Origin of the sequence: Halobacillus litoralis (genome assembly GCF_020171725.1) — a bacterium.
GTDB lineage: Bacteria > Bacillota > Bacilli > Bacillales > Halobacillaceae > Halobacillus > Halobacillus litoralis_F.
On the sequence record NZ_JAIVAJ010000002.1, the window covers coordinates 417,424 to 438,098 of the forward strand.

Here is a 20,675-nt window from a genome sequence, read left to right on the forward strand (position 1 = left end):
GGGTCTGATGCGCTGTCAGGATGGATTGTTTATCGGGCAGCTAGAGCAAGCTCAATTTCTTCTTCCATATCTAACGGTTCTGTGGTGGATTCAAAGCGCTTGATGACTTCTCCCTCCCGGTCAATCAAAAACTTTGTAAAGTTCCATTTGATCGAATTTCCTTCTAAATAGTGAGGATACCGCTCGTTCAGGATAGCGAGTAAAAGCTTGGAAGTCGGGTGGTTGTGGTCAAAGCCTTCGAACGGCTTTTGTTCTGCTAAGTAGGTAAACAGGGGGGAAGCGTCTGCATCTCTTACATCAATTTTCTTCAAAATCGGGAAGTTGACTCCGAAATTCAATGCACAGAACTCTGTGATTTCCCCGTCTTTAAGAGGCTCTTGATCAGCGAACTGATTGGAAGGGAAGCCTAGAATCTGAAGACCTTGACTTTCGTATTTGCCTTGAAGCTTTTGTAGATCCTCGAGTTGAGGTGTAAAACCGCACTTTGTTGCGGTGTTGACAATTAACATGACTTTGCCTTCATAACGATTTAATCCGGTCGTCAATCCACTAGCTGTTTTCACTTTGAAATCATATACACTCATAACCTTTACTCCCTCTATGTGCAGAAACCCTTCATAAAAAATATCACATTCATTATACAAAGATTGTAAGCACGCATTTATTTTTATTGTAAAATACTATTTCCACTCAATCGGGGTGTTCTAAACATCTGTTTTTTGGCCGATGCGTCAAGCAGCGCATTGTATAGAAGAGAACTTGATGTATATCTTTCGACTCGGAATCATATCGTGTTCAGTAGCGTATTAGGTCTTTTCCATTATTTTCAAAATAAAGGAAGGGGAAATGGTGCACGACGGCGAATCATTTTTAGTTAAGAGCGGTTCGAAGTGCAGTTTGGGATTTACGTTCAAAAGGAGTGTTCAAATGAAGTCTGTTGTGGTCTATAGACCTTCTGAGAAAAAGCTGGGAGACGTAACACTTGTTGGTTTTCGGGTGCTGTGCACCCAGGGAGAAGATTATGTTGATGAGATTCCAAAGGCCGTTCAGAAATTATTGGATCGAACTCATGAAATCGATTTTGTAGAGGAAGAAGATCATTTCTACGGGGCTTTCATGGTGGATGCCTGCGAACCTGCTTATGATGGTTACTGGGTCGGTAAGCGAGTAGGCAGAGTGGGAGAAATCCCTCATGGAATGGAAGTGCTCACTGTTCCCGCCCAAACTTATGCGACGATTCCATTCAAAGGGCCGAACCACCGAATCATGACGGCCTACCAGGAGCTGCATGAGTGGATCGACAAAAATCAGTATGAAAGAATGTTGAATAAGTGGCATCTAGAAAGATACAGGGTGAATTCAGCAGAAGACATTACGCAGGTCGATGTAGAGCTATATGACACCATCCGATAGAACGAAGCGCGAAGGCAGCGGTCGAAAGACTCGCTGCCTTTATTATGGAGAAGAAATACTGTCACAAGTATTTGTTGTAAGCGTCGATTTGATGCGGGTGCAGCCCCGTGCTCGTTTGGGCATCGCGCTGCATAGAATCATTGCAGGGCTTACACACATAGCTCGATTCAGGGTTTCGCTGCAGTTTCGTGTATTGAGGATCCGAAAGATTGATTGAGAAGTCTTTCTTGCAGAAGAAACATGTCACATCCATGGTCAAACACCTCCTATTTGTATTCCTTCGTGACTTATCCAATAAATCCCTCGTTGTATTGAAACCTTTTTTAAGGTCGGGTCGTATAAATGAACAGTACATAGTTGAGGAGTGAGACAATGAAGAAGTGGCTGCCTTATGCATCTCTTATTTTCCTCGGATTGAGTATACTGATCGGAAGCTCGATCGTTGCGAGTGCATTAAATCAAACTGAAGAGCACAATGCAGAAGTTAGCGGAAACCAATCAGAAATGCAGGAGTCATATCGTTACGAAATGTTCTCAGCGAATGATTCCAACCTCATCGTATTCGATAAAGAGACAGGCATGTATTACCGGAAGTATATCCCGAACACTGAAGGACCGACAGAATGGACGCTTGAAATCAATCCATTCGAAAGTGATTCATCTGGAACGAGCAGGAGCTATTAGAAGGTGGCATGGATGAAGAAAAAAGGGACCTTGATGATTTATGGTTTCGTTATCTTGCTGCTTGGCTTTGGGGCGGGGTATTGGTCAGCTCAGGAACCCGTAAGCCGCGAAATACGATTCGGTTTCCCTCATGAAACACAGGACAACAGGATTGACTTCCTTAAGACCTAAACCAACACCTCTGATCAAATCGTGGTGGATAACCTTCTTGGGATCCTTTTCTCAAGGGAAAAAGTCTCGCAACCCAGGGAATTAGGTGAACCGGATATGCTCTTTCAGGTAAGGAGCCCGAAACAGTCTGTGGTATTGTTTTCAGAAAATGTCTGGTTTGAAGGTGCCGTAAGCTACCTCCGCTTAGAGGGCGATGGTGATCGCTACTACAGACTTGGAGAGGGAGAAACGGAGTACTTGAAAGAAGTGTCGAACTTCGAAGTTTTATCGTCGAATCGTTCCGAAAAATAAAAAAATTAAATCACGACTCTCATCATTCCTTTGTTCGTCATGATACAATAATAGAGGAACAAAGGAGTGAGTCACATGGATCCATTAGATGTCATAGGAAACTTACATAATGTTAAACCAGTTTACCAACCCATAATCAGTGCCATCAGGCAAGATGTGAAAGGGCACGAAGTCCTCGGACGATACCATGACGGGGAAGCGTGGCAAAGCCTCCGTTCCTTCTTCATGCACCCCGACGTTCCAGAGGAGTTCAAAGTGGAAGTCGACCAACACTTGTTGACGGTCGCCTTAGAGAAGGTGATGGCAGAAGGTGTAGGGGGGCTTCTTTTTATCAATAGAAGTGCAAAGGAATTGATGGTCAATGACGGAGAGGACCTCCTGGATACGCTGCTTGAGTTTGAGGAAAAAGGATTTGACCTGAGCCGCATCGTCATTGAGGTGCGTGAACATGATTTTGATGAAGACTTTGAAGCTTTGAATCATCTCCTTCTTTATTATAAGACGTTCGGTATCATGATCGCGGTGGACCATGTCGGGGCTAAAAGTTCCAATATAGATCGCATCCGCCAGCTTGAACCACATATCCTGAAAGTGGACACGATGCACATTCGTAACCATGATTCGCAAGGGTTCCAGGATATTATGTACTCACTGTCCATGCTTGCCAATCGGATAGGAGCGGCGATGCTTTTTGAGACGATTGAAGACGATTACCAGCTGTACTTCGCCTGGAAGCACGGCGGCAGGTATTACCAAGGCTTTTACCTGGCGGAACCGAGTTTCGAATTCGCTACGAAGGATTCTTTACGAGTAGATGCTGTAGAGAAGGTGAACCAGTATATCCGACGCGAGAAAGCTTTGGTCGAACGTCGACTGCGGTTCGTCCTATCTTGGGAGCAGCGCTTAAAGGAACGTGTTTTGAAGTGGGAGGGACCGAAGAAGGTCGATCAATACCTAGAGCGGCTGACGTCGGAATTCAATGAAGAAAGCTTTCGTATGTTCATTTGCGACGCAGATGGTATTCAGGTCTCCTCTAACTTCAGGAAGCGACAGGAGGAATGGGAGCCGGAGTACAATAAGAAAGGCTCCAACTGGGCGTTCCGACCGTATTTCTTAGAGAATGTCATGCAGATGAAAACCTGGAACAAAGGACTTTTGTCGGACATCTATTCAGATATCGAAACGAAGGAGCTGATCCGTACGTTCAGCTTCCCGTTGACGGATCAATACTTCTTATTTATCGATCTTAATTACTCTTACATCTACGAAAATGAGTTTTTACTCATGTAACCTGAACTGTCCCGCTTGCGGGGCAGTTTTTTGTCGCTGCACTGATAGCTAGTGGAATAGAAAGGGGAGGTATGATGATTATCATGATCAACGGTGCGTTCGGCGTCGGAAAGACTACGACGGCGAATGCGCTGCTGGACGAGTTGCCAGAGAGTTTTCTTTTTGACCCTGAGATGGTCGGGTTCATGTTGAGGGAGATGATACCCGATGACCTGAAAGAAAAGGAAGCACCATCCGGGGATTTTCAAGATCTCGTATTGTGGAGAGAATTAGTGGTCAAAACGGCCGCTTCCATCGTCCAAACGTATTCCTGCAACTTAATTGTTCCCATGACCATTCACAATGAAAAGAATCTGACCTATATCAAAGACGGGTTTTCAAGCATTGCTCCAACGAAACACTTCTGTTTGACTGCGAGCAGGGAGACGATTCACAATCGTTTAACGGAAAGAGGGGAACAACCAGGGAGCTGGCCTTTTCAGCAGACGGAGAAGTGCCTCGAGGCTTATCAAAAGGATGCTTTCGCTACTAAGATTTCCACGGAGAATCGAACGATCGCTGAAGTAGTTGGGGACATTTTATATGCATCTCAGTTAGGTGGCGGAAGCTTATGAAGGAATATGGGAATGAACTCTTCAAAGGGGCTGCACCTTACTATGCCAAGTATCGGCCGGTGTATCCCTCCTCTCTCATTCGAGCTGTGGTGAAGCGATTTTCACTGGATGGTTCCCAGCATCTTTTGGATATAGGGTGCGGGACAGGGCAGTTAACGGTGCGGTTTGCGGGTTGGTGTGAAAGGATTACAGCGATAGATCAGGACTCCGGTATGATCAAGGAAGCCGTGAGGATTCACAATGAACTTAGGACGGGTAAGATCGACTGGCAGCAAGAAACGTTATCGTCCTATCTATCTCAAAACAAGGATCAATTATTTGACCTCGTCTTGATGGCGAAGTCCTTTCATTGGATGGATCGTCAGGAAACTTTGAATCAGTTATACCCTCATATAAGGAGGGGAGGAGGCGTAATGGTGGTTGGTACAATCCAATCATCAGAAGAACCAGACTTATGGAAAGAAGCGTTCAACCAAATCGTGAAGAATTGGTATGGAAGCGAAAGAAAGGCTGGTATTACAACGTATTCCCATCCTGTAAAAGGTCATGCACAAGTGATAGAGGAATCCCATTTTGAGCTTGAGCGTCACACTTTCTCTGACTTCAACATCGATTGGACAATCGAGTCTCTTCTCGGTCATTTGTATTCCACCTCGTACGGCTTACGAAGCTTCTTAGGGGAATCCGTCGATGACTTTGAAAAGGAAGTAGAAGAGGCGTTGTTAACTTATGATCCAGGAGGAATATTTCAGGAAAAGTGGACGGTTACTTTACATATAGGAGTGAAAACATGAAACGGATAGCTGTTATTGGTCCCGCAGGATCTGGTAAATCGACGTTATCCCGTGAGCTTTCCGAGAAGACCGGGATTGCAGTCTATCATCTTGATTCCCTGCACTGGCGTCCCGGCTGGGAAGCTGTGTCGAAGGAAGAGCAGAGAAGCATACAGAACGGAATCATCTCACAGAATTCCTGGATTATCGATGGCAATTACGGAGGTACCTTAGATGTAAGACTGACAGCAGCAGATACCATTGTGTTCATGGACGTACCAAGAAGGGTATGTCTTTACCGTATTATAAAAAGGTATGTCCAATACAGAAACCGAACAAGGCCGGATATGGCGGAGGGGTGCCCGGAAAGGATCTCGTTCCAGCTTTTGAAGTGGGTGTGGCAGTACCGGAAGAAAAAGAGACCAGAGATTATGGAAAGGTTAAGGAGCTGTTCTCTTGAGAGGGAAGTGGTTGTACTGAAGTCGACACGTGGAGTGAGTTCTTTTCTAAGTCAAATAACGGATTAGTCGCTGTAGATGGCTGAGAGAGTGGCGCCTGTTGCCTGGATCCAGCTCCCGGCAAGCGACCAGTCTTTCCTCGCACGTCTTGCTCCTTCTGCCTGAAGAATATTCCCTTTTACTTGGAGGGCATTGCTGTAAAAGTGAATGGCATCACGCCTTTCCAGTCCTTCGACGAGAGAAAGGGAGGATCCGAGTGCCTGCAGTTGGTTTCCTTTGATCGTAAATGCAAGTTCCTGTTCAGGTGACACATCAAGGATGGTTCCTGCTATAATAGTGGAGTTTCCGCTTGCTTGAATGATATTGCCCAAATGATCCAGACTCTGAGGGTCATTCAGGTCGGCAGATAGCCCGTTACCCGTTGCCTGGAGGACATTTCCCCAGAGTAGTAAGTTCTCCATTTGTTCAGGTGTCCATGAGAAACTTGGCGTTTCTCCAATTGCTGCAACGATTGTGCCGACAGCTTGAACCCAGGCTGCGAACCTTCTCATGTTTACTCCCTCCACCTACATATGTAATCCCTTACATTACGCGCTCCTTCCTGTATAATATGAAGTATCTAAAAAAGAGAGAGGGCGAACTCAATGAACAAGACATGGTGGAAAGAGGCTGTCGTATATCAAGTGTACTGGCGCAGCTTCAACGATACAGATGGCGACGGATACGGAGATCTCAAAGGAGTCATCGAGAAGCTCGATTACTTAAAAGAGCTCGGTGTAGATGTGATCTGGCTGAACCCTTGCTATGAATCTCCCGATTTTGATAATGGCTATGACATCTCAAATTATTACCGGATAATGAAAAAAGCTGGAGATATGCAGACATGGGAACGATTACTGAATGAAGTTCACAGACGTGGTATGAAGTTGATTATGGACTTGGTTCTCAACCATACCTCCCATGAACACCCATGGTTTATTGAATCTTCTTCATCGAAAGACAACCCGAAAAGAGACTATTACATATGGAAAGATCCTGTGGAAGGAGGTCCGCCGAACAACTGGCGATCTTACTTTGAACCTTCCTCCTGGACGTTTGATGAGAAGACCGAACAGTATTACATGCATTCGTTTGCTGTAGAACAGCCGGATTTGAACTGGGAGAACGAAGAAATGCGTGAGGAAATCTATGACATGATGCGCTTCTGGCTTGATAAGGGAATCGATGGTTTCCGTCTGGACGTCATTAACCTTCTCGCGAAGCAGAAAGGGTTCCCGGACTCAGAAGACCCGGCCAGCCTGAGCTATCTCGGCAACAACCCGGGTATCCATGATTACTTGAAGGAAATGAATGAAAAGGTCCTTAGTCATTATGACATTATGACAGTAGGCGAGATTCCTTTTGTAACACCAGAGGACGGGCTGCTTTATGTCGGTGAGGATCGACAGGAGCTTCACACGTTGTTTCATTTCGAAGTCGCGGACGATATGCCGTCATGGGATATGAAACGGTATAAAGAAATTCAAAACAGGTGGTATGAGGGACTGAAAGAAAAAGGGACGAACTCTCAGTTTTTGAATAACCATGATCACACACGCCAAGTGACACGGTTCGGGAATGACGGGGAGTATCGTGAAGAATCAGCCAAGCTCCTGGCGACCATGCTGCACACCCTGCCTGGGATCCCTTACATTTATCAAGGGGAAGAAATCGGAATGACGGGTGTTCGTTTTGATTCGATCGAAGATTATCAGGATATTGCGATGAGGAACAAGTATGAAGAAGAGGTGGCGAAAGGCCGGGACCATCAGGAAGTGTTTGAAGAGCTGCTCCCCCTGAGTCGCGATAACTCGCGGACACCGATGCAATGGTCCGATGATGAGAATGCAGGCTTTACAGAGGGACAGCCTTGGATGAAAGTGAATCCGAACTATCCTTCGATCAATGTAAAGGAAGCATTGAAGGATCCGAATTCCGTCTTTTACTTCTATCAGCAATTGATTCGACTGCGTAATGAGAACCCTGTCATGGTTTATGGTGATTATCAGGATTTATCTGGAGAAGACCCGGATTTATATTGTTACAAAAGGACGTATGAAGGCATCACATGGCTCGTGGCACTCAATCACTCCGATCAGCAGAGTGATTTGGCTCGACTGCAGCTGCAGGAGAATGAGGGAGAAGTGCTGCTTTCCAACTACTCATCACCAGAAGGCTCTGTTATGCAGCCGCATGAGGCAAGGATTTATAAAATTTCCAAATAGGTGCGAAAAGACTCTTTCCATTTCAGGTTGAAGAACCTAAAATGGAAGGGTCTTTTTTTTTAATGATTTACATAAAGGAGCAAGTGAAATGAAACATAGATGGAAGTGGATAGGGGCTGCAGTTCTCGTTGTTGGAGCGCTGGCCTTCTGGATGATCAATAATGAAGCTGCAGAACAGAAGGAATGGATGGAAGTCTACCATGATTGGGTCAGTGGTGAAATGGACGAATACAGACAGCTTAGTTATCACTTAGAAGGAGCGTTGGCATCCAGCTCACCTGAGGCTACGCTGGGTCACCTCTACAGGGCAGTCGAGTCCGACGGGAGTCCAAGGATGGACACGAACATACCTTTAAAAATGGATGTCGCATCTCCCTTGGGTGAAATGCCCTACGTTGAGTACCCCTTCTATTCAGGGGATACGTACGGCTATATAGACTATGTAATCGAGGAGTGGGACAACCAGGGGTTATCCACTGAAGAATGGCGCTACTTGAAGACGGTGCTTGAGCGGAGCCGTGCTGCAGAGGCTGCGTTTGAATCCATTCAGCAATCTTTGTATGAAGACGGGAGCAGGGTTAACGTAGCATTCGTTCGAGAAGAACTCAGGACCCTTCAGGAGAAGTGGGATTCTTACCAATCTGCCAGAGAGAATGATCCTGCATTCGAACAGTATTTATACGGCGATAAGAGGTCCAACATCGTTTTCCATGACGAGAAAAAACTGACTCGTAATGAAGTTGGAGGGATAGTCCAGAATAAGGCGATGTCGATCTTACCTGAAGCGAGTGAGGTTAGCAGTTCTGGTGGTGGTATTGGTGGTCTATACCCTGAATTCGGTGCCTATTACCACTTCGAATCGGATGACGAGGTATATCTTATTGATGCAGCAGAAAATGGTGGTCACATCCTTGGCCTATCTAATTTTGATCGTGAGAAATTGACCTATCAATCGCTGAGCGAAGGTCAATTGAAAGAGGATGCAGCACGAAGAGTAAATGCCTGGAAAGAAGAAGAGTGGAAAATCGAAGCGATCACACGGAGCAATCAGGATGTCGATGTGTTCTTCTACCCTGTCAAAGAAGGGGTAGCTGTCCAAGCTCAGAAAGTAGTCGTGAGCTATGATGAAGAGGAAGGGCAATACGCGCTTTCCGAAATCATGTTCAAAGACTATTACACGCAACCAGAGCAGTTGGAAGCTGAACCCACTATTACGGCAGAAGCGGCCTGGAAAGAAGTGAACCCTCACTTGGAAAAAGACGGGGAAGCGGAATTGGAATTCATTGAAGTGAAACACGAATCTGTTCTTGCCTACCGCCTGCCTGTGACAGGATTGGACGGAGTGTCGGCTGTCTGGATTAATGCAGACAGCGGGGAGTATATCAAACGGAATTAATGGTGTAAGAAAGCAGGAGCTTAAGTCTCCTGCTTTTCATATTTCATGATTGTAAAGTTTCCTTTACAAAAACAGAACGATGGCATAAACTGTATGTGAGGGAGGGGAAGGCTTGAAAAATAGAGTTGCAGAGCATCGCAAAAAGCTCGGTTTGTCTCAAGACCGGCTGGCTCAAAAGCTGGACGTATCCAGACAAACGATCATATCGATTGAAAAAGGGCGTTACTCCCCTTCACTGCCACTGGCTTTTCAATTGGCGAAGACGTTCGGAGTCACGATTGAAACACTATTCATATATGAGGGGGAAGAAGATTGAGGAAGGATTATTATCCTAAGGCGTTTATCGGGGCAGGGGTCGTACTCGGTTTGCAGTTTTTGTTTATTTTGACGATCAGTCTGCTTGCAAAAGACGGGATTCCGCTATATGCACTGCCGCTTTTGTCACTTGCTGTCATCGCTTTCTGCATGAGTCACCTTTACCCGCAATTTAAACAGAAGGATGAGCGGATGAAGCTGATCCGCTACAAAGGGTTATTTGTATCGTTTTTCGTCATTTTAGGCTTAATGTCGGTTTTGCTGTTGCTGCTTCAAGTGAACGTGGTTTCGTTGACAGCTGTTGAAGTGATTCAAATTCTGATTGCCCTTTATATGACCGTTGTGTTCAGCTCGTGGGTCATCGTTTCAAAGACCACTTAGAGGAGGAGATCAAATGGCCTGGTTGACGCTGTTGTTGTTTTTGGTCGGGTTTGGTGCCATGTATATGATTACAAAGAAATTCACGGTTGATCGGTCCCTGACAAAGCAGGGGTTCATCTGGTTGATTGTAACATCGGGGATCTTGTTTTTCGTGACGTTCTTAAGTGTTCGGATGTTTTCATAGTGAAGAGAGTTTAAAGGAGAGGATGACATGGGAATGACTTCTAATCATACTTATATCCAATCGATAAGGCTGAAGGAGGGGGACCTGCCTAAAGAAGAGTTCCCTTTGAACATACCGGCATTACGATCTTTTTCGTCCCTCTATTTCCATCCGAATGTTACGTATGTCATTGGTGAGAATGGAGTGGGCAAGTCCACGCTTCTCGAAGGGGTCGCTGTTGCGTTAGGATTCAATGCAGAGGGTGGAACGTTGAACTTCAATTTCTCCAGCTACGATTCTCATTCTGATTTACATGATTACCTGCGTGTCGCAAGAGGTACAACGCGTCCAAAGGATTCTTTTTTCTTCAGGGCTGAAACGTTCTATAATGTAGCGACGAATATTGAAGAACTGGATTCAGAAGGATTCGGTCCAAAAGTGATTGATGGGTTCGGAGGAGAGTCATTACATAAGCAATCTCATGGGGAGTCGTTCTTTGCTGCGTTTATGCACCGGTTCTCTGGAAACGGACTATATATCCTGGATGAACCAGAGGCGGCACTCTCTCCGACGCGCCAGCTTTCGATGCTGTCACGGATCCATGAATTAGTAGAGCAGGGATCACAGTTCATCATCTCCACCCATTCTCCGCTGCTGATGGCTTATCCGGATTCGAAAATCATCGAGCTGACGGAAGAGGGGATGGAAGAAACGCATTTAACAGAAACCGATCACTACCGGACTATGGAACAGTTCTTTGAAGACAGAGAGCGGTTGTTGTATCATTTGTTCAAGTGAGAAATGCCGAGAGGGAATGGATCGCCGCCGAACCATTTCCTTTCTTAGTAGAAAAGGTTGATGAAGAAAATGGGAAAAATAAAATGGTCGATCGGGATATGTGTCTTGCTCGCCGGAGTTGTTTTTTTATGGGATATAAATCGTGGAGTGGAGCCTTTGGAAGACGAAACGATGACAATTCAAATGAAAGATTCTAATCTATTTGAAATGAGTATGGGAGAAATGTGGTCGGATGTAAGGAAGGAATGGCCACGGGGAAATGCCGGGCGTATCGATGAGTTTCGACTTGTATTGGATCAGACCGGAAGCGTCGAGCGTTTAGACGCTGTGGTTCTTATTCCTCTTCAAGAAGGAACCGCTCTCTATGATCTGGAATTCAACAAAAAAAGAAGCGTAATGGACGTCAGGCGAAGTATCCATGAGAACCACCATATGGAGATTGATTCTGATGATGTAAGTCCAGAAGCGTACTTTGCCTATATGAACTGGATCGAAAAAGAGACCATTCCCGGTGATTCAAACTATTATACAATCAGTTCCGAACCCTATGTCCATAAAAAGTATGATATTCCGAACTATGATTCTTATCATGTAAAGGAAGAAGGAAAGACCGACGTAAGTGACCTGTACGATCCAGTAACGACTGTCGTAACGAATGTGTGTGGAACGAAAGTATCACCTGATAATCCTTACTTTGCTGAGGAATGTCAAGTGAGTGAAAAGTGGCTCTTTGATATGAGAAGAGATGAAAATGGCGAATGGTATTAAAGGTCAGAGCGGACAGGCTCTGGCCTTTTTGCGTTTTATGATGGGATGTTATTCGGTTTGTTTTCATAAGATACATATACTTTATCTTTACTTGATTTCGCATCGTACATCGCTTGATCCGCTTTATCCAGAATGGAATCGAGCTCTTCATGTCCAAATTGAAAGACGTACACCCCGATACTCAAGTCCACCTTTAATGAAATCCCTTCAATCGTAATGAAGTCCTCAAATGGCTTTCGAATCTGTCGACATTTAAACGGCACCTCGTTTTCGGGGTCGATGACAGGGTGAACCAGGATGAATTCATCTCCTGCGAGCCTGTATAGACGTGTTCCTTTTCCCGCCTCTTTTGATATGGTGCGCGCCATAAACTTCAACACAAGATCCCCCATCAGGTGACCGTATGTATCATTCACCTTTTTAAACCGGTTCAGATCAAGAAAATACAAGGCATAAGAACGTCCTATCTTGGATTCGGTGTGGTGGAAGAATTGTTGAAGCGCCAGTCGATTCGGAAGTCTCGTTAAGTCATCACGCTGCATCGAACGCTGTGTCTTTTGGAGGGCTTCGATTGTGCCGTTTACATTATTTCGAAGGTCACCTAGAAGCCCTGTACTTTTCATATCGGATCGTGCGCTCAAATCGCCTCTACGGACAGCTTTTAACACATTTTGAAAATGTTGAATGAATTTTTTGATGAAAATGGAAAATATGAGATAATGACCAAGACCCAGCACGACACCTGTGATGACGCAGACAATGGTAAACAGCGGTCTCATATCATCCGGAAGTGGCATCCATACTGGTAAAGTAAGGGAGAAAAATACCCCGATCAGGACGCCAAGCCCGATATAGACTGCGAGAACAATATGCAAATAGTTCATCTTCATGATCTACGACCTTTCAAAGACTGAATGATTTCTCAATAATATGTCCCCTTTACATAGGACTATGAAACTATCTCAGTAAAATTAATTAAATGTGGAGGTGGTAAGATGTTAATCAATATCCTGTTAGGTGTCGGCTTGACGTTCTTCGTCATTTTTATCATTGCTGTTGGAAGTGCTTTGAAAAAATAATAGATTTCCCCTTTACTTTAACGTGACGTCAACCTTTATGATGTAGTCAACACATGAAGGAGGAAGGACATTGCAGATTAAACAAGTTGCAGAGAAATTACATACGACGACTCGAACGATCCGCTATTATGAAGAGAAAGGATTAATCGAGCCTGAAAAAATGGAGAATGATTACAGAGTTTTCAATGAGGAACAGGTCGAACAGCTGAAGGTGATTCTGGCCTTAAGGGAAGTCGGAATGTCTACTAGTCAGATCAAACAGACCATCACACACCAAGGAGCAATGGATCGTAAATTAAGTGAACAACGTTCGGCCCTCTATTCAGAGTGGCTCGAGATTAGGGACATGGTTGAGACTCTCGATGATCTATTGAAAAGCGACCAAAAGAATTTAGTAGATAAAGCTCGCGCGCTGAAGCAAATGAAAGAAAAGAGAAAGAGCTGGAAGGATCAATGGGACTTCGATTCACAAGCGGGAACGTATCAATCGGACTTAAAGAAAGAAGGACACGGATTCAATGTCCATGAAGGCTATGATGAAGCGTTAGGTTATGCTCATCGCATTGTAGAAGCAAAAGTAGGAGAAACAGGGCTTGATATCGGTATTGGAACAGGAAATCTCGGTTCCCGCTATTTGGCGGATGGCGCTTCGGTGATTGGGGTGGATCAGTCCGAAGAAATGCTTAAGATGTGCCGTGAACAGCACCCGGAAATCGATACGAGGTCAGGTCATTTCCTGCAACTACCGGTCATGAGTCAATCCGTCGATTTTATTACAACGAGCTATGCCCTTCACCACGTAAAAGAAGAAGATAAACCCCTGGCTCTTGAGGAGATGGCTCGAGTTTTGAAGCCGAATGGGCGTCTTGTCATTGCGGATCTCATGTTTGATGATGAAGAAGGCCGCCGCGGAGTTCTGCGAAACTATGAGGCAGCAGGAAACGATGAAGCGGTCGAAGCCATCGAGGATGAGTATTATGGGAACCGTTCTCGAATAAAGGAAAAGCTTATGCAGCTCGGATACAGAGTAAAGGTTCGTAAAATCAATCATATTCTCACTGTCATCCATGCAGAAAAGTAGAATAAAAATGCGAGAGCGCTCATATAGTGTGGTACACATTATGATGGAAAGCGGGTGTGTGTATCATGCAAAGAAGAGGATGGCTCGATCGTACACAGTGGGAGCTGGTGTGTTCAACGAAGGATATCAATGAGTATTTCAGAAGGCTTGGCGCTTTAAAAAATGATGGCATCGAAGTGAGAACGGAAACATCACCTGCAGGAGCCACTCATGGAGGTGGTTCCAGGATCACGTGTCATTATCAAATCTATGTAGAAGAAAACTCTTATCACCAGGCCATGGAGATTCTATAATGTCAGGATATTTTTCCACTGGCATGATTAAAGGCAGCCTCTTCCAAAGTGAAGGCTGCTTTTTGATTGCTTGAATTGTTGAGCAAAACTGGTCATATTCGATGTGGATGTGAGCTGCAAATAAGATTTGGATGTCATATCATAGAAAATTCCAAAAATTCTATTGATTTTCTCCATGAAGTGCGGTTTGATTGTATGTACCCAATAAAATGGAGGAGATTGTATGAATGCTGCCTTAAGGGAAGTAAAAGAAGAAATTTTGACAGAACGTTTGGTCCTGCGTGCTCCAAGACCGGGGGATGGTGAAGAAATCAATAGAGCTGTTCATGCTTCTATCAACGAACTAAGCCAATGGCTTCCGTTCGCTTTTCAAAAACCGACTGTAGAAGATACCGAGTCCAATACTCGAAAGGCAGCGGCTAAATTTCTTACGAGAGAGAACTTACGTTATTTGATCCTGTCGAGGGAGTCGGGGGAACTGATCGGGTCGACAGGTTTTCATAATATAGACTGGGACGTACCAAAGCTTGAGATCGGATATTGGATTGTAACAGAACATAGCGGAAAAGGGTATATAACTGAAGCGGTGCAGGCTTTGACTACCTATGCTCTAAACGACTTAGACATGGCCCGTGTCGAAATCCAATGTGACCGTGAGAACATGAGAAGCCGCTCGATTCCAGAGAAGTTAGGGTATGAGCTTGAAGGGATTTTGAAAAACGATGACCGATCTGTCGATGGCTCAAAACTGACGGATACGTGTATTTATGCAAAGGTGAAAGAAGAGGCATAGGGGCAAAGGACATGAAGATCGAGAAGAATGAAACGATTGATAAAGAGCGATTGACACGATTCTTTTCGAAACACTGGGGATCCAACGAGATGGTCATTTCGTCAGGAACGTTCGTATGTGATGAACTGCCAGGGTTTACTATTCTAATTGAGGACGAGCTCGTTGGATGTATTACGTTCGTCGAGGGAAAAGAGTTTGAAGTCATTTCTTTAGACAGTGACCAAGAAGGGCTGGGAATAGGGAGCCTGCTGCTGAAGGAAACAGAAGCTCATGCAAAGGCACGAGGGTACTCCGATGTACAGTTGATTACAACAAACGATAATCTGAGTGCGGTTCGATTTTATCAAAAACGAGAATACAGAGTCGTAGGAGTCATGCTGAATGCTGTACAGAACGCACGAAAAAAGAAGCCGGACATTCCGTTTTACAGTAACGAGGGGATTGAAATCCGGGATGAATGGATTCTCAGAAAGGAACTATAATCGATGACGACCATTTATTTAGTCAGGCACGCTCATTCCACCTACACGCCTGAAGAGCGGTCGCGCCCGTTGTCGCAAAAAGGGACGCAGGAAGCAAACAAGGCTTGCAAGTCGCTCGCTGGATTTCCGATAGATGTCATTCTATCCAGTCCGTATCAAAGGGCGGTAGAGACCGTTCAGCCTTTAGCTGCCTCTTTGCAAAAGGAGATAAGAATCGTTGAAGGGTTTAAGGAGAGGAAGCTTATGGAAGGGGGAGCTGAAAATTTCGACGAGGCGATTCGAAGGGTTTGGTCGGATGAAACATTTTCCCACCCCGGGGGTGAATCGAATGAAGGGGCCAGAAGAAGAGGAGTCCAAGCCATAAATGAAGTACTGTACCAATACGAAGGCCAGCATGTCGCGATTGGCACCCATGGGAATATCATGGCTTTGGTGATGGGGGCTTTTGACTCCCGTTACGACTTTCGTTTCTGGAAGAAGCTGCAGATGCCTGATATATATGCCTTAACCTTCAACAAGTCTACCTTAGAAGACGTGACACACATTACGTATGAATAATAACTTTAAAAGTGTATTTTTACACTAAAATATGCTATACTTCTTTTAAAATATGGAAAAAAGGAGTATCAGCATGGCAAAACGTATCATTGGTGCCGTTATCTTCACGGTATTGTATTCGATGATCAGTTTGTTTGTAGTGGGCATTTCCTTACTTGCCTCTTCAAAAAACGGGTACATCTACATAGCTATTGCGTTAGCAGCTCTTGGCATTACGCTCAACTTATTCATTTTAGGCTACATGCAGAAATGGAAGAAGGGAGTTCAGTGGGGCGTCATCCTGTCGCTTTTCCTTCTACCCCTCGGTGGTTATGGAGGGTTCGAATGGTATATGAACAAGATCGAAATTCGTACTGCAGAAGTGGACCTTGAAGCGTATGAGCCCTTCGCAGGTCAGGACAAACTTGCCCAGCTCGACCAGCCGTCCACATTAAAGTTGACGGGAGAACTGCCGCACCTGGATGGTGCCACCGCTTTGTATCCTGTCTATTCTGCATTTACACAGGCGGTTTATCCTGAAAAAGACTATTCTCATCAGCATACAGGAGAGAGTGAAGTAGTTGTCACGAAGACGAACTCAGCTTATCTCAGGCTGCAAAAAGGAGCTGCTGATCTCATCATCGCAGCCGGCCCATCCGAGCAGCAGGCTGAACGATTAGGACGTACGATGGAGAAAACGGCAATCGGCAGAGAAGCTTTCGTATTTTTTGTACACGAAAGCAACCCCGTTCAAAATTTGACTATCAAGGAATTGAAGGGAATCTATTCGGGGAGGATCACGAATTGGAAAGAGGTTGGAGGTTCAGATCAAGAAATCATCGCCTTCCAGCGGCCGGAAGGAAGTGGAAGTCAAACAGGATTGCAGAATATGATGGGAACTACACCGATTATGGAACCTCCTATGGATGAGCGTGTTGCAGGAATGGGCGGCATCATTGAGAAAGCGTCGACCTATCGGAATTACCGGAACGCCATCGGTTTTTCCTACCGCTATTTCGCTACCCGGATGGTTGATGAAAACCGGATCAAACTGCTTGAAGTGAATGGTGTAGCTCCGACTGTTGAAACGATCCGCAGTGATCACTATCCGTTAACGGCTGCGTTTTACGCCATCACGAACGGCACGACCAACCCAAATGTCGAGCCGTTAATTGAATGGATGCTTTCACCGCAGGGGCAGTCACTCATCGAGAAAACCGGCTATGTTCCCATTCAGTAGACCAAACGTACGCTTCTTACACGCCGCTTATGATACTTAAAGAGAACCGAGGGACTTATCGACGCTCTTTCAGGTTGTTGAAAAAGTATGGAGATCGCTTCTGTTAAAAATGAGGAGGACAGTGGGGTGGAAAATAGCTCGCTTTCCGCGGCGGACGCCGAGCTAACTCAGGCTATCGCCTGAGTGGATCTCGCCGTGGTCCGTGCATCCCGCCGGAGTCTCACCATTTTCCACCCCACTGTATGAAAGTAGTGTGAACAGAACCGAGCGAGAAGAAGAAAGACGAACGTTATTCTGTGCCATCACCGCCTTTTTCAGATAGTAGCATAAGGGGTTTCGTCTCCACCTCAATAAGTTGTTTCGCCAACATCGCTTTTAAATCTATAAAAGAACCGATATGACTTTCTCGACACTCTAAAAAGAGCGTCAGCAAAATGCTGACGCTCTTTGTTATCTATCTATGGTTTGATTTAATGTTCTAAACTTTTCTTTAATAACGGATGTATCGGCAAAGTAGTCGTGAATGCCTTGGTGTTTTTTAGTGAAAGCGACAACAAGATAGGGAAGTCCCCAAACAGCCATACTGATATAACGGCCGATGCATTCCCTGAAAATGATCTGCCCCGTCGTCAAGGAATCTCCTTTGAGCGATTCGACTGAGAGTCCGAGAATCATTTTACCGAGCGTAGCTCTGAAGTATTTTGTCATGAGAATGAAGTAAAGGAAGAAAATCAGTAATGTAAGCAGGTTGCTCACACTAAAGAAATCAATCCACAGCTTGGCATCTGACAGTCCTGTTAGGTTTAATAACGGACGTGTCACGATGGAGTTAAAGCCCCATAACACGATCAGATCAATGATATATGCGAAAAAGCGGACCCAGAACCCGGCATAGAAAAGGCGCTGGAGGTCATCTTTATGTTTCGGTGAAAAGGTGTGTTCCTGATTTGTTAGTTCCATTCGAATCCCTCCTTATTCATACAAGTACATAAGCGTCGGGCCTTGGCGGTTGTTGATCAATTCCTCAACAAGTTGAATCTCGCTGTTAGGCATAAAGCTTTTCGCGAATGGCAGATTGGCGAACAAATCGCCGACACCGTTTCGGTATTCAATAACCTGCGGATTCCCTCCGATTTCCTCTTTCAAAGCGTTTAACGCATCATCTGTGAATCCAATTTCATCAATCAGCCCATTCTCGAGTGCTTGATTTCCTGAATAGATCCTGCCATCTGCGAGCTCGAGCACACGGTCTCTCTCCATGTTCCTTCCTTCTGCAATGACCTGGACGAACTGATCATAGGATTCATTGACGAGCTCTTGAATGATTTCACGTTCCGCATCGGTCATTTCTTTTGTCGGACTCAAGATATCTTTAAATTCCCCGCTTGTGAACGTATTCCATTTCACACCGTATTCAATGGCCAGCTCCTGGTAATTGATGCTTTGAATGATGACCCCAAGCGATCCAGTCAAGGTCTCTTTGGAGGCGAAGATCTGATCAGCTGGAGTGGCCACATAATAACCACCTGATGCCGCTGTGCCACCCATTGAAACATAGATGGTTTTGCCGGCTTCTTTTATTTCGTTCAGGTGCTCATGGATTTCTGCACTTTCATAAACACCGCCTCCCGGAGAGTTTACATAAAGGAGCACGCCTTTAACAGAATTGTCTTCCTTGATGGCTTCAAGCTTCTTAATCATCTGCTGATGCTGATAACCACCGCTGTTGAAAGGGTTGGAACCGGAAGTGGTAGAACTGATAATCGGTCCCTCGATGTTGATCCTTGCAATTTTGTTCGTCTGCGAGCCGTTTTCCACCACTTTCACATCGGGAGTCTGGTTGGCTCCCATCATTTGGGAGGCGCTATCCATTTGGTTACCGAAGAAAGCGCCGGCAATGTTAACCACAATCCCTATGATGAGCACCCCAATGGCGATAAGGCTTGCTGCTATACGTTTGTTCATTTTCATTCCCCTTTCATTATGCCTGTCGTCTCTATGTAACGAGGCTTACCTTTGATACGGATATTCATACAAAAAGTTTCACATTTATTTGATGTTCCATAGAAGATTACGCATTTCTTATTTATCCAATTCAATGCAAGTACAAACTTGTGACGTTTTATAAAACACATATTCCATTCAAAAGGTTTCATTCTCCACCCTTTCAAACTATTCAAAAATCGGGTAAAATAACAAAAAATGGAGGTGTTTCGATGAGAGCGGTCATTTTTGATCTTGATGAAACATTGTTAAATAGGGACGCAACGGTAAGGGCGTTTTTGGCGGACCAGTACAGTCGTCATCATGAAGAGGGAGAAGAACGAGATTCATTTATCTCAAGGTTCATGGAACTCGATCAAGGGGGCTATGTTCCGAAACGGGAGGTTTATGCACAATTACAGCGTGAGTTCGATTGGGTGAATGACACTGTATTTTTACAAGAATATGAGGAGAACCTCAGCCAGTTCTGTGTACCTTTTGAGGGCACCGCCCAACTGTTAAGTGGTCTTTTCGGGCGGTATAAGCTCGGGATGATTACGAATGGTCAGGAAAAGATGCAGCGTTCGAACATTCAGGAGCTCGGGCTTGACGCATACTTTGATACGATTCTGATTTCCGAGACAGAAGGAGTGAAGAAGCCAAGTCCCGAGATCTTCGAGAGGGTCTGTGAACGACTCGATGTTAGCCCGGAACAGTGTGTATATATCGGAGATCACCCCGAAAACGATGTGGCAGCTGCACAGGCGGTAGGAATGAAAGGGTACTGGAAGGTCAACGACAGATTCAGCTGTCATTTCGCGGACGAATACATAACAAGCTTCGATCACCTGCGTTTTGTGTTGGATGCAGAAAGCAGAATGACGGGATGAACGGGGCAATGGAAAAAATGGCGCAGCTCATACTCGGCATGGCTTTCATCTGTACCATGCTGCTGCTGTTCACAGACTGGAGTACATATGCTTTCACCTTGATTCTGCTGTCTACCTATATGATTGTAAATGGTGCGATTCTTTACAGTGAGCAGACCCGGTCCATCTCTTCTTTGCTGTATTTAGGCATCAAGGGATTAACGATGGGCATCTCTGTCAGCGTGCTGTTTGTGTAAGAAGTCAAAGCTTTCGTTAGAACGTCCATTTTGGGTGATTCAAGAACTGGTTCTTAATGCCTTTATAAATTGAAAACATTTGAATTTGATTCAACAAAAATAATCTATACAATTTAAACTGTATAATTTGATGGTTATAAAGTAACGAAAACGCATACAAGAAAGAGTGTAAAGACCTAATAATTTTCAAAAATTCGATTAGAGTGACTTTTGTTGAAATAAAAACAAGTATGTATAATAGCTCCCATGTGCTTCGGCACGAACAAGCTACATAACATCTGG

Annotated in this window: 29 protein-coding genes; 23 read left to right on the plus strand and 6 right to left on the minus strand. The window is 44.9% G+C overall.

The window, feature by feature from the left end:
• Positions 1 to 29: 29 nt before the first annotated feature.
• The gene (locus LCM20_RS06500) at positions 30 to 584 is read right to left on the minus strand and encodes a glutathione peroxidase (RefSeq protein WP_225194616.1); all 555 of its coding nucleotides are present in this window, start codon (positions 582 to 584) and stop codon (positions 30 to 32) included.
• Positions 585 to 927: 343 nt separating this feature from the next.
• On the opposite strand from LCM20_RS06500, the gene LCM20_RS06505 reads away from it, so the two are divergent.
• On the plus strand, positions 928 to 1,413 hold the full coding sequence (locus LCM20_RS06505) for a GyrI-like domain-containing protein (RefSeq protein WP_225194617.1): 486 nt from the start codon (positions 928 to 930) through the stop codon (positions 1,411 to 1,413).
• Positions 1,414 to 1,474: 61 nt separating this feature from the next.
• Here the strand turns inward: LCM20_RS06505 and LCM20_RS06510 are convergent, their stop codons facing one another.
• Positions 1,475 to 1,666, minus strand: coding sequence for a DUF2197 domain-containing protein (locus tag LCM20_RS06510; protein WP_225194618.1), 192 nt, complete (start codon positions 1,664 to 1,666; stop codon positions 1,475 to 1,477).
• A 119-nt stretch (positions 1,667 to 1,785) separates the two neighbouring features.
• Here LCM20_RS06510 and LCM20_RS06515 point away from each other — a divergent pair, with 119 nt between their 5' ends.
• From LCM20_RS06515 to LCM20_RS06545, 7 genes are all read left to right on the plus strand, one after another.
• Positions 1,786 to 2,097 carry a hypothetical protein gene (locus tag LCM20_RS06515; protein ID WP_225194619.1) on the plus strand — a complete coding sequence of 104 codons (312 nt, stop codon included), beginning with the start codon at positions 1,786 to 1,788 and terminating at the stop codon, positions 2,095 to 2,097.
• A 3-nt stretch (positions 2,098 to 2,100) separates the two neighbouring features.
• The gene (locus LCM20_RS06520) at positions 2,101 to 2,268 is read left to right on the plus strand and encodes a hypothetical protein (protein ID WP_225194620.1); all 168 of its coding nucleotides are present in this window, start codon (positions 2,101 to 2,103) and stop codon (positions 2,266 to 2,268) included.
• A 96-nt stretch (positions 2,269 to 2,364) separates the two neighbouring features.
• Positions 2,365 to 2,559 carry a hypothetical protein gene (locus tag LCM20_RS06525; protein ID WP_225194621.1) on the plus strand — a complete coding sequence of 65 codons (195 nt, stop codon included), beginning with the start codon at positions 2,365 to 2,367 and terminating at the stop codon, positions 2,557 to 2,559.
• A gap of 75 nt (positions 2,560 to 2,634) precedes the next feature.
• Entirely contained in the window at positions 2,635 to 3,849 is a 1,215-nt protein-coding gene (locus LCM20_RS06530) for an EAL-associated domain-containing protein (RefSeq protein WP_225194622.1), read from the plus strand.
• A 74-nt stretch (positions 3,850 to 3,923) separates the two neighbouring features.
• Positions 3,924 to 4,463 (plus strand): AAA family ATPase, encoded by a 540-nt coding sequence (locus LCM20_RS06535; protein WP_225194623.1) that lies wholly within the window; start codon positions 3,924 to 3,926, stop codon positions 4,461 to 4,463.
• Positions 4,460 to 5,257, plus strand: a complete 798-nt coding sequence (locus LCM20_RS06540; RefSeq protein ID WP_225194624.1) for a class I SAM-dependent methyltransferase — start codon at positions 4,460 to 4,462, stop codon at positions 5,255 to 5,257. Before LCM20_RS06535 ends, LCM20_RS06540 begins: the two co-directional genes overlap by 4 nt.
• Positions 5,254 to 5,763 (plus strand): DNA topology modulation protein, encoded by a 510-nt coding sequence (locus tag LCM20_RS06545; protein ID WP_225194625.1) that lies wholly within the window; start codon positions 5,254 to 5,256, stop codon positions 5,761 to 5,763. The genes LCM20_RS06540 and LCM20_RS06545 overlap by 4 nt, the downstream gene beginning before the upstream one ends.
• Here LCM20_RS06545 and LCM20_RS06550 read toward each other — a convergent pair.
• Positions 5,760 to 6,245, minus strand: a complete 486-nt coding sequence (locus LCM20_RS06550) for a DUF6944 family repetitive protein (protein WP_225194626.1) — start codon at positions 6,243 to 6,245, stop codon at positions 5,760 to 5,762. The two genes, LCM20_RS06545 and LCM20_RS06550, sit on opposite strands and share 4 nt — an antisense overlap.
• Before the next feature lie 93 nt (positions 6,246 to 6,338).
• Here LCM20_RS06550 and LCM20_RS06555 point away from each other — a divergent pair, with 93 nt between their 5' ends.
• The 7 genes from LCM20_RS06555 to LCM20_RS06585 all read left to right on the plus strand — a co-directional run bounded on the left by LCM20_RS06555 (position 6,339) and on the right by LCM20_RS06585 (position 11,779).
• Positions 6,339 to 7,958 (plus strand): glycoside hydrolase family 13 protein, encoded by a 1,620-nt coding sequence (locus LCM20_RS06555; RefSeq protein WP_225194627.1) that lies wholly within the window; start codon positions 6,339 to 6,341, stop codon positions 7,956 to 7,958.
• Between the two features lie 88 nt (positions 7,959 to 8,046).
• Positions 8,047 to 9,354, plus strand: coding sequence for a hypothetical protein (locus LCM20_RS06560; RefSeq protein WP_225194628.1), 1,308 nt, complete (start codon positions 8,047 to 8,049; stop codon positions 9,352 to 9,354).
• A 112-nt stretch (positions 9,355 to 9,466) separates the two neighbouring features.
• On the plus strand, positions 9,467 to 9,670 hold the full coding sequence (locus tag LCM20_RS06565) for a helix-turn-helix transcriptional regulator (protein ID WP_225194629.1): 204 nt from the start codon (positions 9,467 to 9,469) through the stop codon (positions 9,668 to 9,670).
• Positions 9,667 to 10,050, plus strand: coding sequence for a permease (locus LCM20_RS06570; RefSeq protein WP_225194630.1), 384 nt, complete (start codon positions 9,667 to 9,669; stop codon positions 10,048 to 10,050). The genes LCM20_RS06565 and LCM20_RS06570 overlap by 4 nt, the downstream gene beginning before the upstream one ends.
• A 13-nt stretch (positions 10,051 to 10,063) precedes the next feature.
• Complete coding sequence (locus LCM20_RS06575; RefSeq protein WP_225194631.1) at positions 10,064 to 10,234, plus strand: hypothetical protein; 171 nt, start codon at positions 10,064 to 10,066, stop codon at positions 10,232 to 10,234.
• Between the two features lie 27 nt (positions 10,235 to 10,261).
• The gene (locus LCM20_RS06580; protein WP_225194632.1) at positions 10,262 to 11,011 is read left to right on the plus strand and encodes an AAA family ATPase; all 750 of its coding nucleotides are present in this window, start codon (positions 10,262 to 10,264) and stop codon (positions 11,009 to 11,011) included.
• Between the two features lie 171 nt (positions 11,012 to 11,182).
• Positions 11,183 to 11,779, plus strand: coding sequence for a hypothetical protein (locus tag LCM20_RS06585; RefSeq protein WP_225194633.1), 597 nt, complete (start codon positions 11,183 to 11,185; stop codon positions 11,777 to 11,779).
• 35 nt (positions 11,780 to 11,814) lie between these two features.
• On the opposite strand, the gene LCM20_RS06590 is transcribed toward LCM20_RS06585, so the two are convergent.
• Positions 11,815 to 12,669 (minus strand): diguanylate cyclase domain-containing protein, encoded by an 855-nt coding sequence (locus tag LCM20_RS06590; protein WP_225194634.1) that lies wholly within the window; start codon positions 12,667 to 12,669, stop codon positions 11,815 to 11,817.
• Between the two features lie 259 nt (positions 12,670 to 12,928).
• Between LCM20_RS06590 and LCM20_RS06595 the strand changes: the two genes are divergently transcribed.
• The 6 genes from LCM20_RS06595 (at position 12,929) to LCM20_RS06620 (ending at position 17,284) form a co-directional block, all read left to right on the plus strand.
• Positions 12,929 to 13,939, plus strand: a complete 1,011-nt coding sequence (locus tag LCM20_RS06595; RefSeq protein ID WP_225194635.1) for a MerR family transcriptional regulator — start codon at positions 12,929 to 12,931, stop codon at positions 13,937 to 13,939.
• A gap of 65 nt (positions 13,940 to 14,004) precedes the next feature.
• Positions 14,005 to 14,232: a hypothetical protein gene (locus tag LCM20_RS06600; protein ID WP_225194636.1), complete on the plus strand. Its 228-nt coding sequence runs from the start codon at positions 14,005 to 14,007 to the stop codon at positions 14,230 to 14,232.
• Between the two features lie 223 nt (positions 14,233 to 14,455).
• On the plus strand, positions 14,456 to 15,025 hold the full coding sequence (locus tag LCM20_RS06605; RefSeq protein WP_225194637.1) for a GNAT family N-acetyltransferase: 570 nt from the start codon (positions 14,456 to 14,458) through the stop codon (positions 15,023 to 15,025).
• 11 nt (positions 15,026 to 15,036) lie between these two features.
• Complete coding sequence (locus LCM20_RS06610; RefSeq protein ID WP_225194638.1) at positions 15,037 to 15,507, plus strand: GNAT family N-acetyltransferase; 471 nt, start codon at positions 15,037 to 15,039, stop codon at positions 15,505 to 15,507.
• 3 nt (positions 15,508 to 15,510) lie between these two features.
• On the plus strand, positions 15,511 to 16,065 hold the full coding sequence (locus tag LCM20_RS06615) for a histidine phosphatase family protein (protein ID WP_225194639.1): 555 nt from the start codon (positions 15,511 to 15,513) through the stop codon (positions 16,063 to 16,065).
• A 73-nt stretch (positions 16,066 to 16,138) separates the two neighbouring features.
• Positions 16,139 to 17,284: a PstS family phosphate ABC transporter substrate-binding protein gene (locus LCM20_RS06620; RefSeq protein WP_225194640.1), complete on the plus strand. Its 1,146-nt coding sequence runs from the start codon at positions 16,139 to 16,141 to the stop codon at positions 17,282 to 17,284.
• A 450-nt stretch (positions 17,285 to 17,734) separates the two neighbouring features.
• Here LCM20_RS06620 and LCM20_RS06625 read toward each other — a convergent pair whose 3' ends face one another.
• Both LCM20_RS06625 and sppA read right to left on the minus strand, forming a co-directional pair.
• A complete protein-coding gene (locus LCM20_RS06625; RefSeq protein WP_225194641.1) occupies positions 17,735 to 18,244 on the minus strand; it encodes an RDD family protein in 510 nt (169 codons plus the stop codon).
• Between the two features lie 12 nt (positions 18,245 to 18,256).
• Positions 18,257 to 19,249: a signal peptide peptidase SppA gene (gene sppA / locus LCM20_RS06630; RefSeq protein WP_225194642.1), complete on the minus strand. Its 993-nt coding sequence runs from the start codon at positions 19,247 to 19,249 to the stop codon at positions 18,257 to 18,259.
• A 251-nt stretch (positions 19,250 to 19,500) separates the two neighbouring features.
• On the opposite strand from sppA, the gene LCM20_RS06635 reads away from it, so the two are divergent.
• Both LCM20_RS06635 and LCM20_RS06640 read left to right on the plus strand, forming a co-directional pair.
• Positions 19,501 to 20,157: an HAD family hydrolase gene (locus tag LCM20_RS06635; RefSeq protein WP_225194643.1), complete on the plus strand. Its 657-nt coding sequence runs from the start codon at positions 19,501 to 19,503 to the stop codon at positions 20,155 to 20,157.
• A gap of 8 nt (positions 20,158 to 20,165) precedes the next feature.
• Positions 20,166 to 20,393, plus strand: a complete 228-nt coding sequence (locus LCM20_RS06640) for a hypothetical protein (protein WP_225194644.1) — start codon at positions 20,166 to 20,168, stop codon at positions 20,391 to 20,393.
• Positions 20,394 to 20,675: the final 282 nt, after the last annotated feature.

Coding starts and splice junctions, on each gene's coding strand:
- LCM20_RS06500 (WP_225194616.1), bottom strand. CDS start 584: ATGAGTGTATATGATTTCAAAGTGAAAACAGCTAGTGGATTGACGACC.
- LCM20_RS06505 (WP_225194617.1), top strand. CDS start 928: ATGAAGTCTGTTGTGGTCTATAGACCTTCTGAGAAAAAGCTGGGAGAC.
- LCM20_RS06510 (WP_225194618.1), bottom strand. CDS start 1,666: ATGGATGTGACATGTTTCTTCTGCAAGAAAGACTTCTCAATCAATCTT.
- LCM20_RS06515 (WP_225194619.1), top strand. CDS start 1,786: ATGAAGAAGTGGCTGCCTTATGCATCTCTTATTTTCCTCGGATTGAGT.
- LCM20_RS06525 (WP_225194621.1), top strand. CDS start 2,365: ATGCTCTTTCAGGTAAGGAGCCCGAAACAGTCTGTGGTATTGTTTTCA.
- LCM20_RS06530 (WP_225194622.1), top strand. CDS start 2,635: ATGGATCCATTAGATGTCATAGGAAACTTACATAATGTTAAACCAGTT.
- LCM20_RS06535 (WP_225194623.1), top strand. CDS start 3,924: ATGATTATCATGATCAACGGTGCGTTCGGCGTCGGAAAGACTACGACG.
- LCM20_RS06540 (WP_225194624.1), top strand. CDS start 4,460: ATGAAGGAATATGGGAATGAACTCTTCAAAGGGGCTGCACCTTACTAT.
- LCM20_RS06545 (WP_225194625.1), top strand. CDS start 5,254: ATGAAACGGATAGCTGTTATTGGTCCCGCAGGATCTGGTAAATCGACG.
- LCM20_RS06550 (WP_225194626.1), bottom strand. CDS start 6,245: ATGAGAAGGTTCGCAGCCTGGGTTCAAGCTGTCGGCACAATCGTTGCA.
- LCM20_RS06555 (WP_225194627.1), top strand. CDS start 6,339: ATGAACAAGACATGGTGGAAAGAGGCTGTCGTATATCAAGTGTACTGG.
- LCM20_RS06560 (WP_225194628.1), top strand. CDS start 8,047: ATGAAACATAGATGGAAGTGGATAGGGGCTGCAGTTCTCGTTGTTGGA.
- LCM20_RS06575 (WP_225194631.1), top strand. CDS start 10,064: ATGGCCTGGTTGACGCTGTTGTTGTTTTTGGTCGGGTTTGGTGCCATG.
- LCM20_RS06580 (WP_225194632.1), top strand. CDS start 10,262: ATGGGAATGACTTCTAATCATACTTATATCCAATCGATAAGGCTGAAG.
- LCM20_RS06585 (WP_225194633.1), top strand. CDS start 11,183: ATGACAATTCAAATGAAAGATTCTAATCTATTTGAAATGAGTATGGGA.
- LCM20_RS06590 (WP_225194634.1), bottom strand. CDS start 12,669: ATGAAGATGAACTATTTGCATATTGTTCTCGCAGTCTATATCGGGCTT.
- LCM20_RS06600 (WP_225194636.1), top strand. CDS start 14,005: ATGCAAAGAAGAGGATGGCTCGATCGTACACAGTGGGAGCTGGTGTGT.
- LCM20_RS06605 (WP_225194637.1), top strand. CDS start 14,456: ATGAATGCTGCCTTAAGGGAAGTAAAAGAAGAAATTTTGACAGAACGT.
- LCM20_RS06610 (WP_225194638.1), top strand. CDS start 15,037: ATGAAGATCGAGAAGAATGAAACGATTGATAAAGAGCGATTGACACGA.
- LCM20_RS06615 (WP_225194639.1), top strand. CDS start 15,511: ATGACGACCATTTATTTAGTCAGGCACGCTCATTCCACCTACACGCCT.
- LCM20_RS06620 (WP_225194640.1), top strand. CDS start 16,139: ATGGCAAAACGTATCATTGGTGCCGTTATCTTCACGGTATTGTATTCG.
- LCM20_RS06625 (WP_225194641.1), bottom strand. CDS start 18,244: ATGGAACTAACAAATCAGGAACACACCTTTTCACCGAAACATAAAGAT.
- sppA (WP_225194642.1), bottom strand. CDS start 19,249: ATGAACAAACGTATAGCAGCAAGCCTTATCGCCATTGGGGTGCTCATC.
- LCM20_RS06635 (WP_225194643.1), top strand. CDS start 19,501: ATGAGAGCGGTCATTTTTGATCTTGATGAAACATTGTTAAATAGGGAC.
- LCM20_RS06640 (WP_225194644.1), top strand. CDS start 20,166: ATGGAAAAAATGGCGCAGCTCATACTCGGCATGGCTTTCATCTGTACC.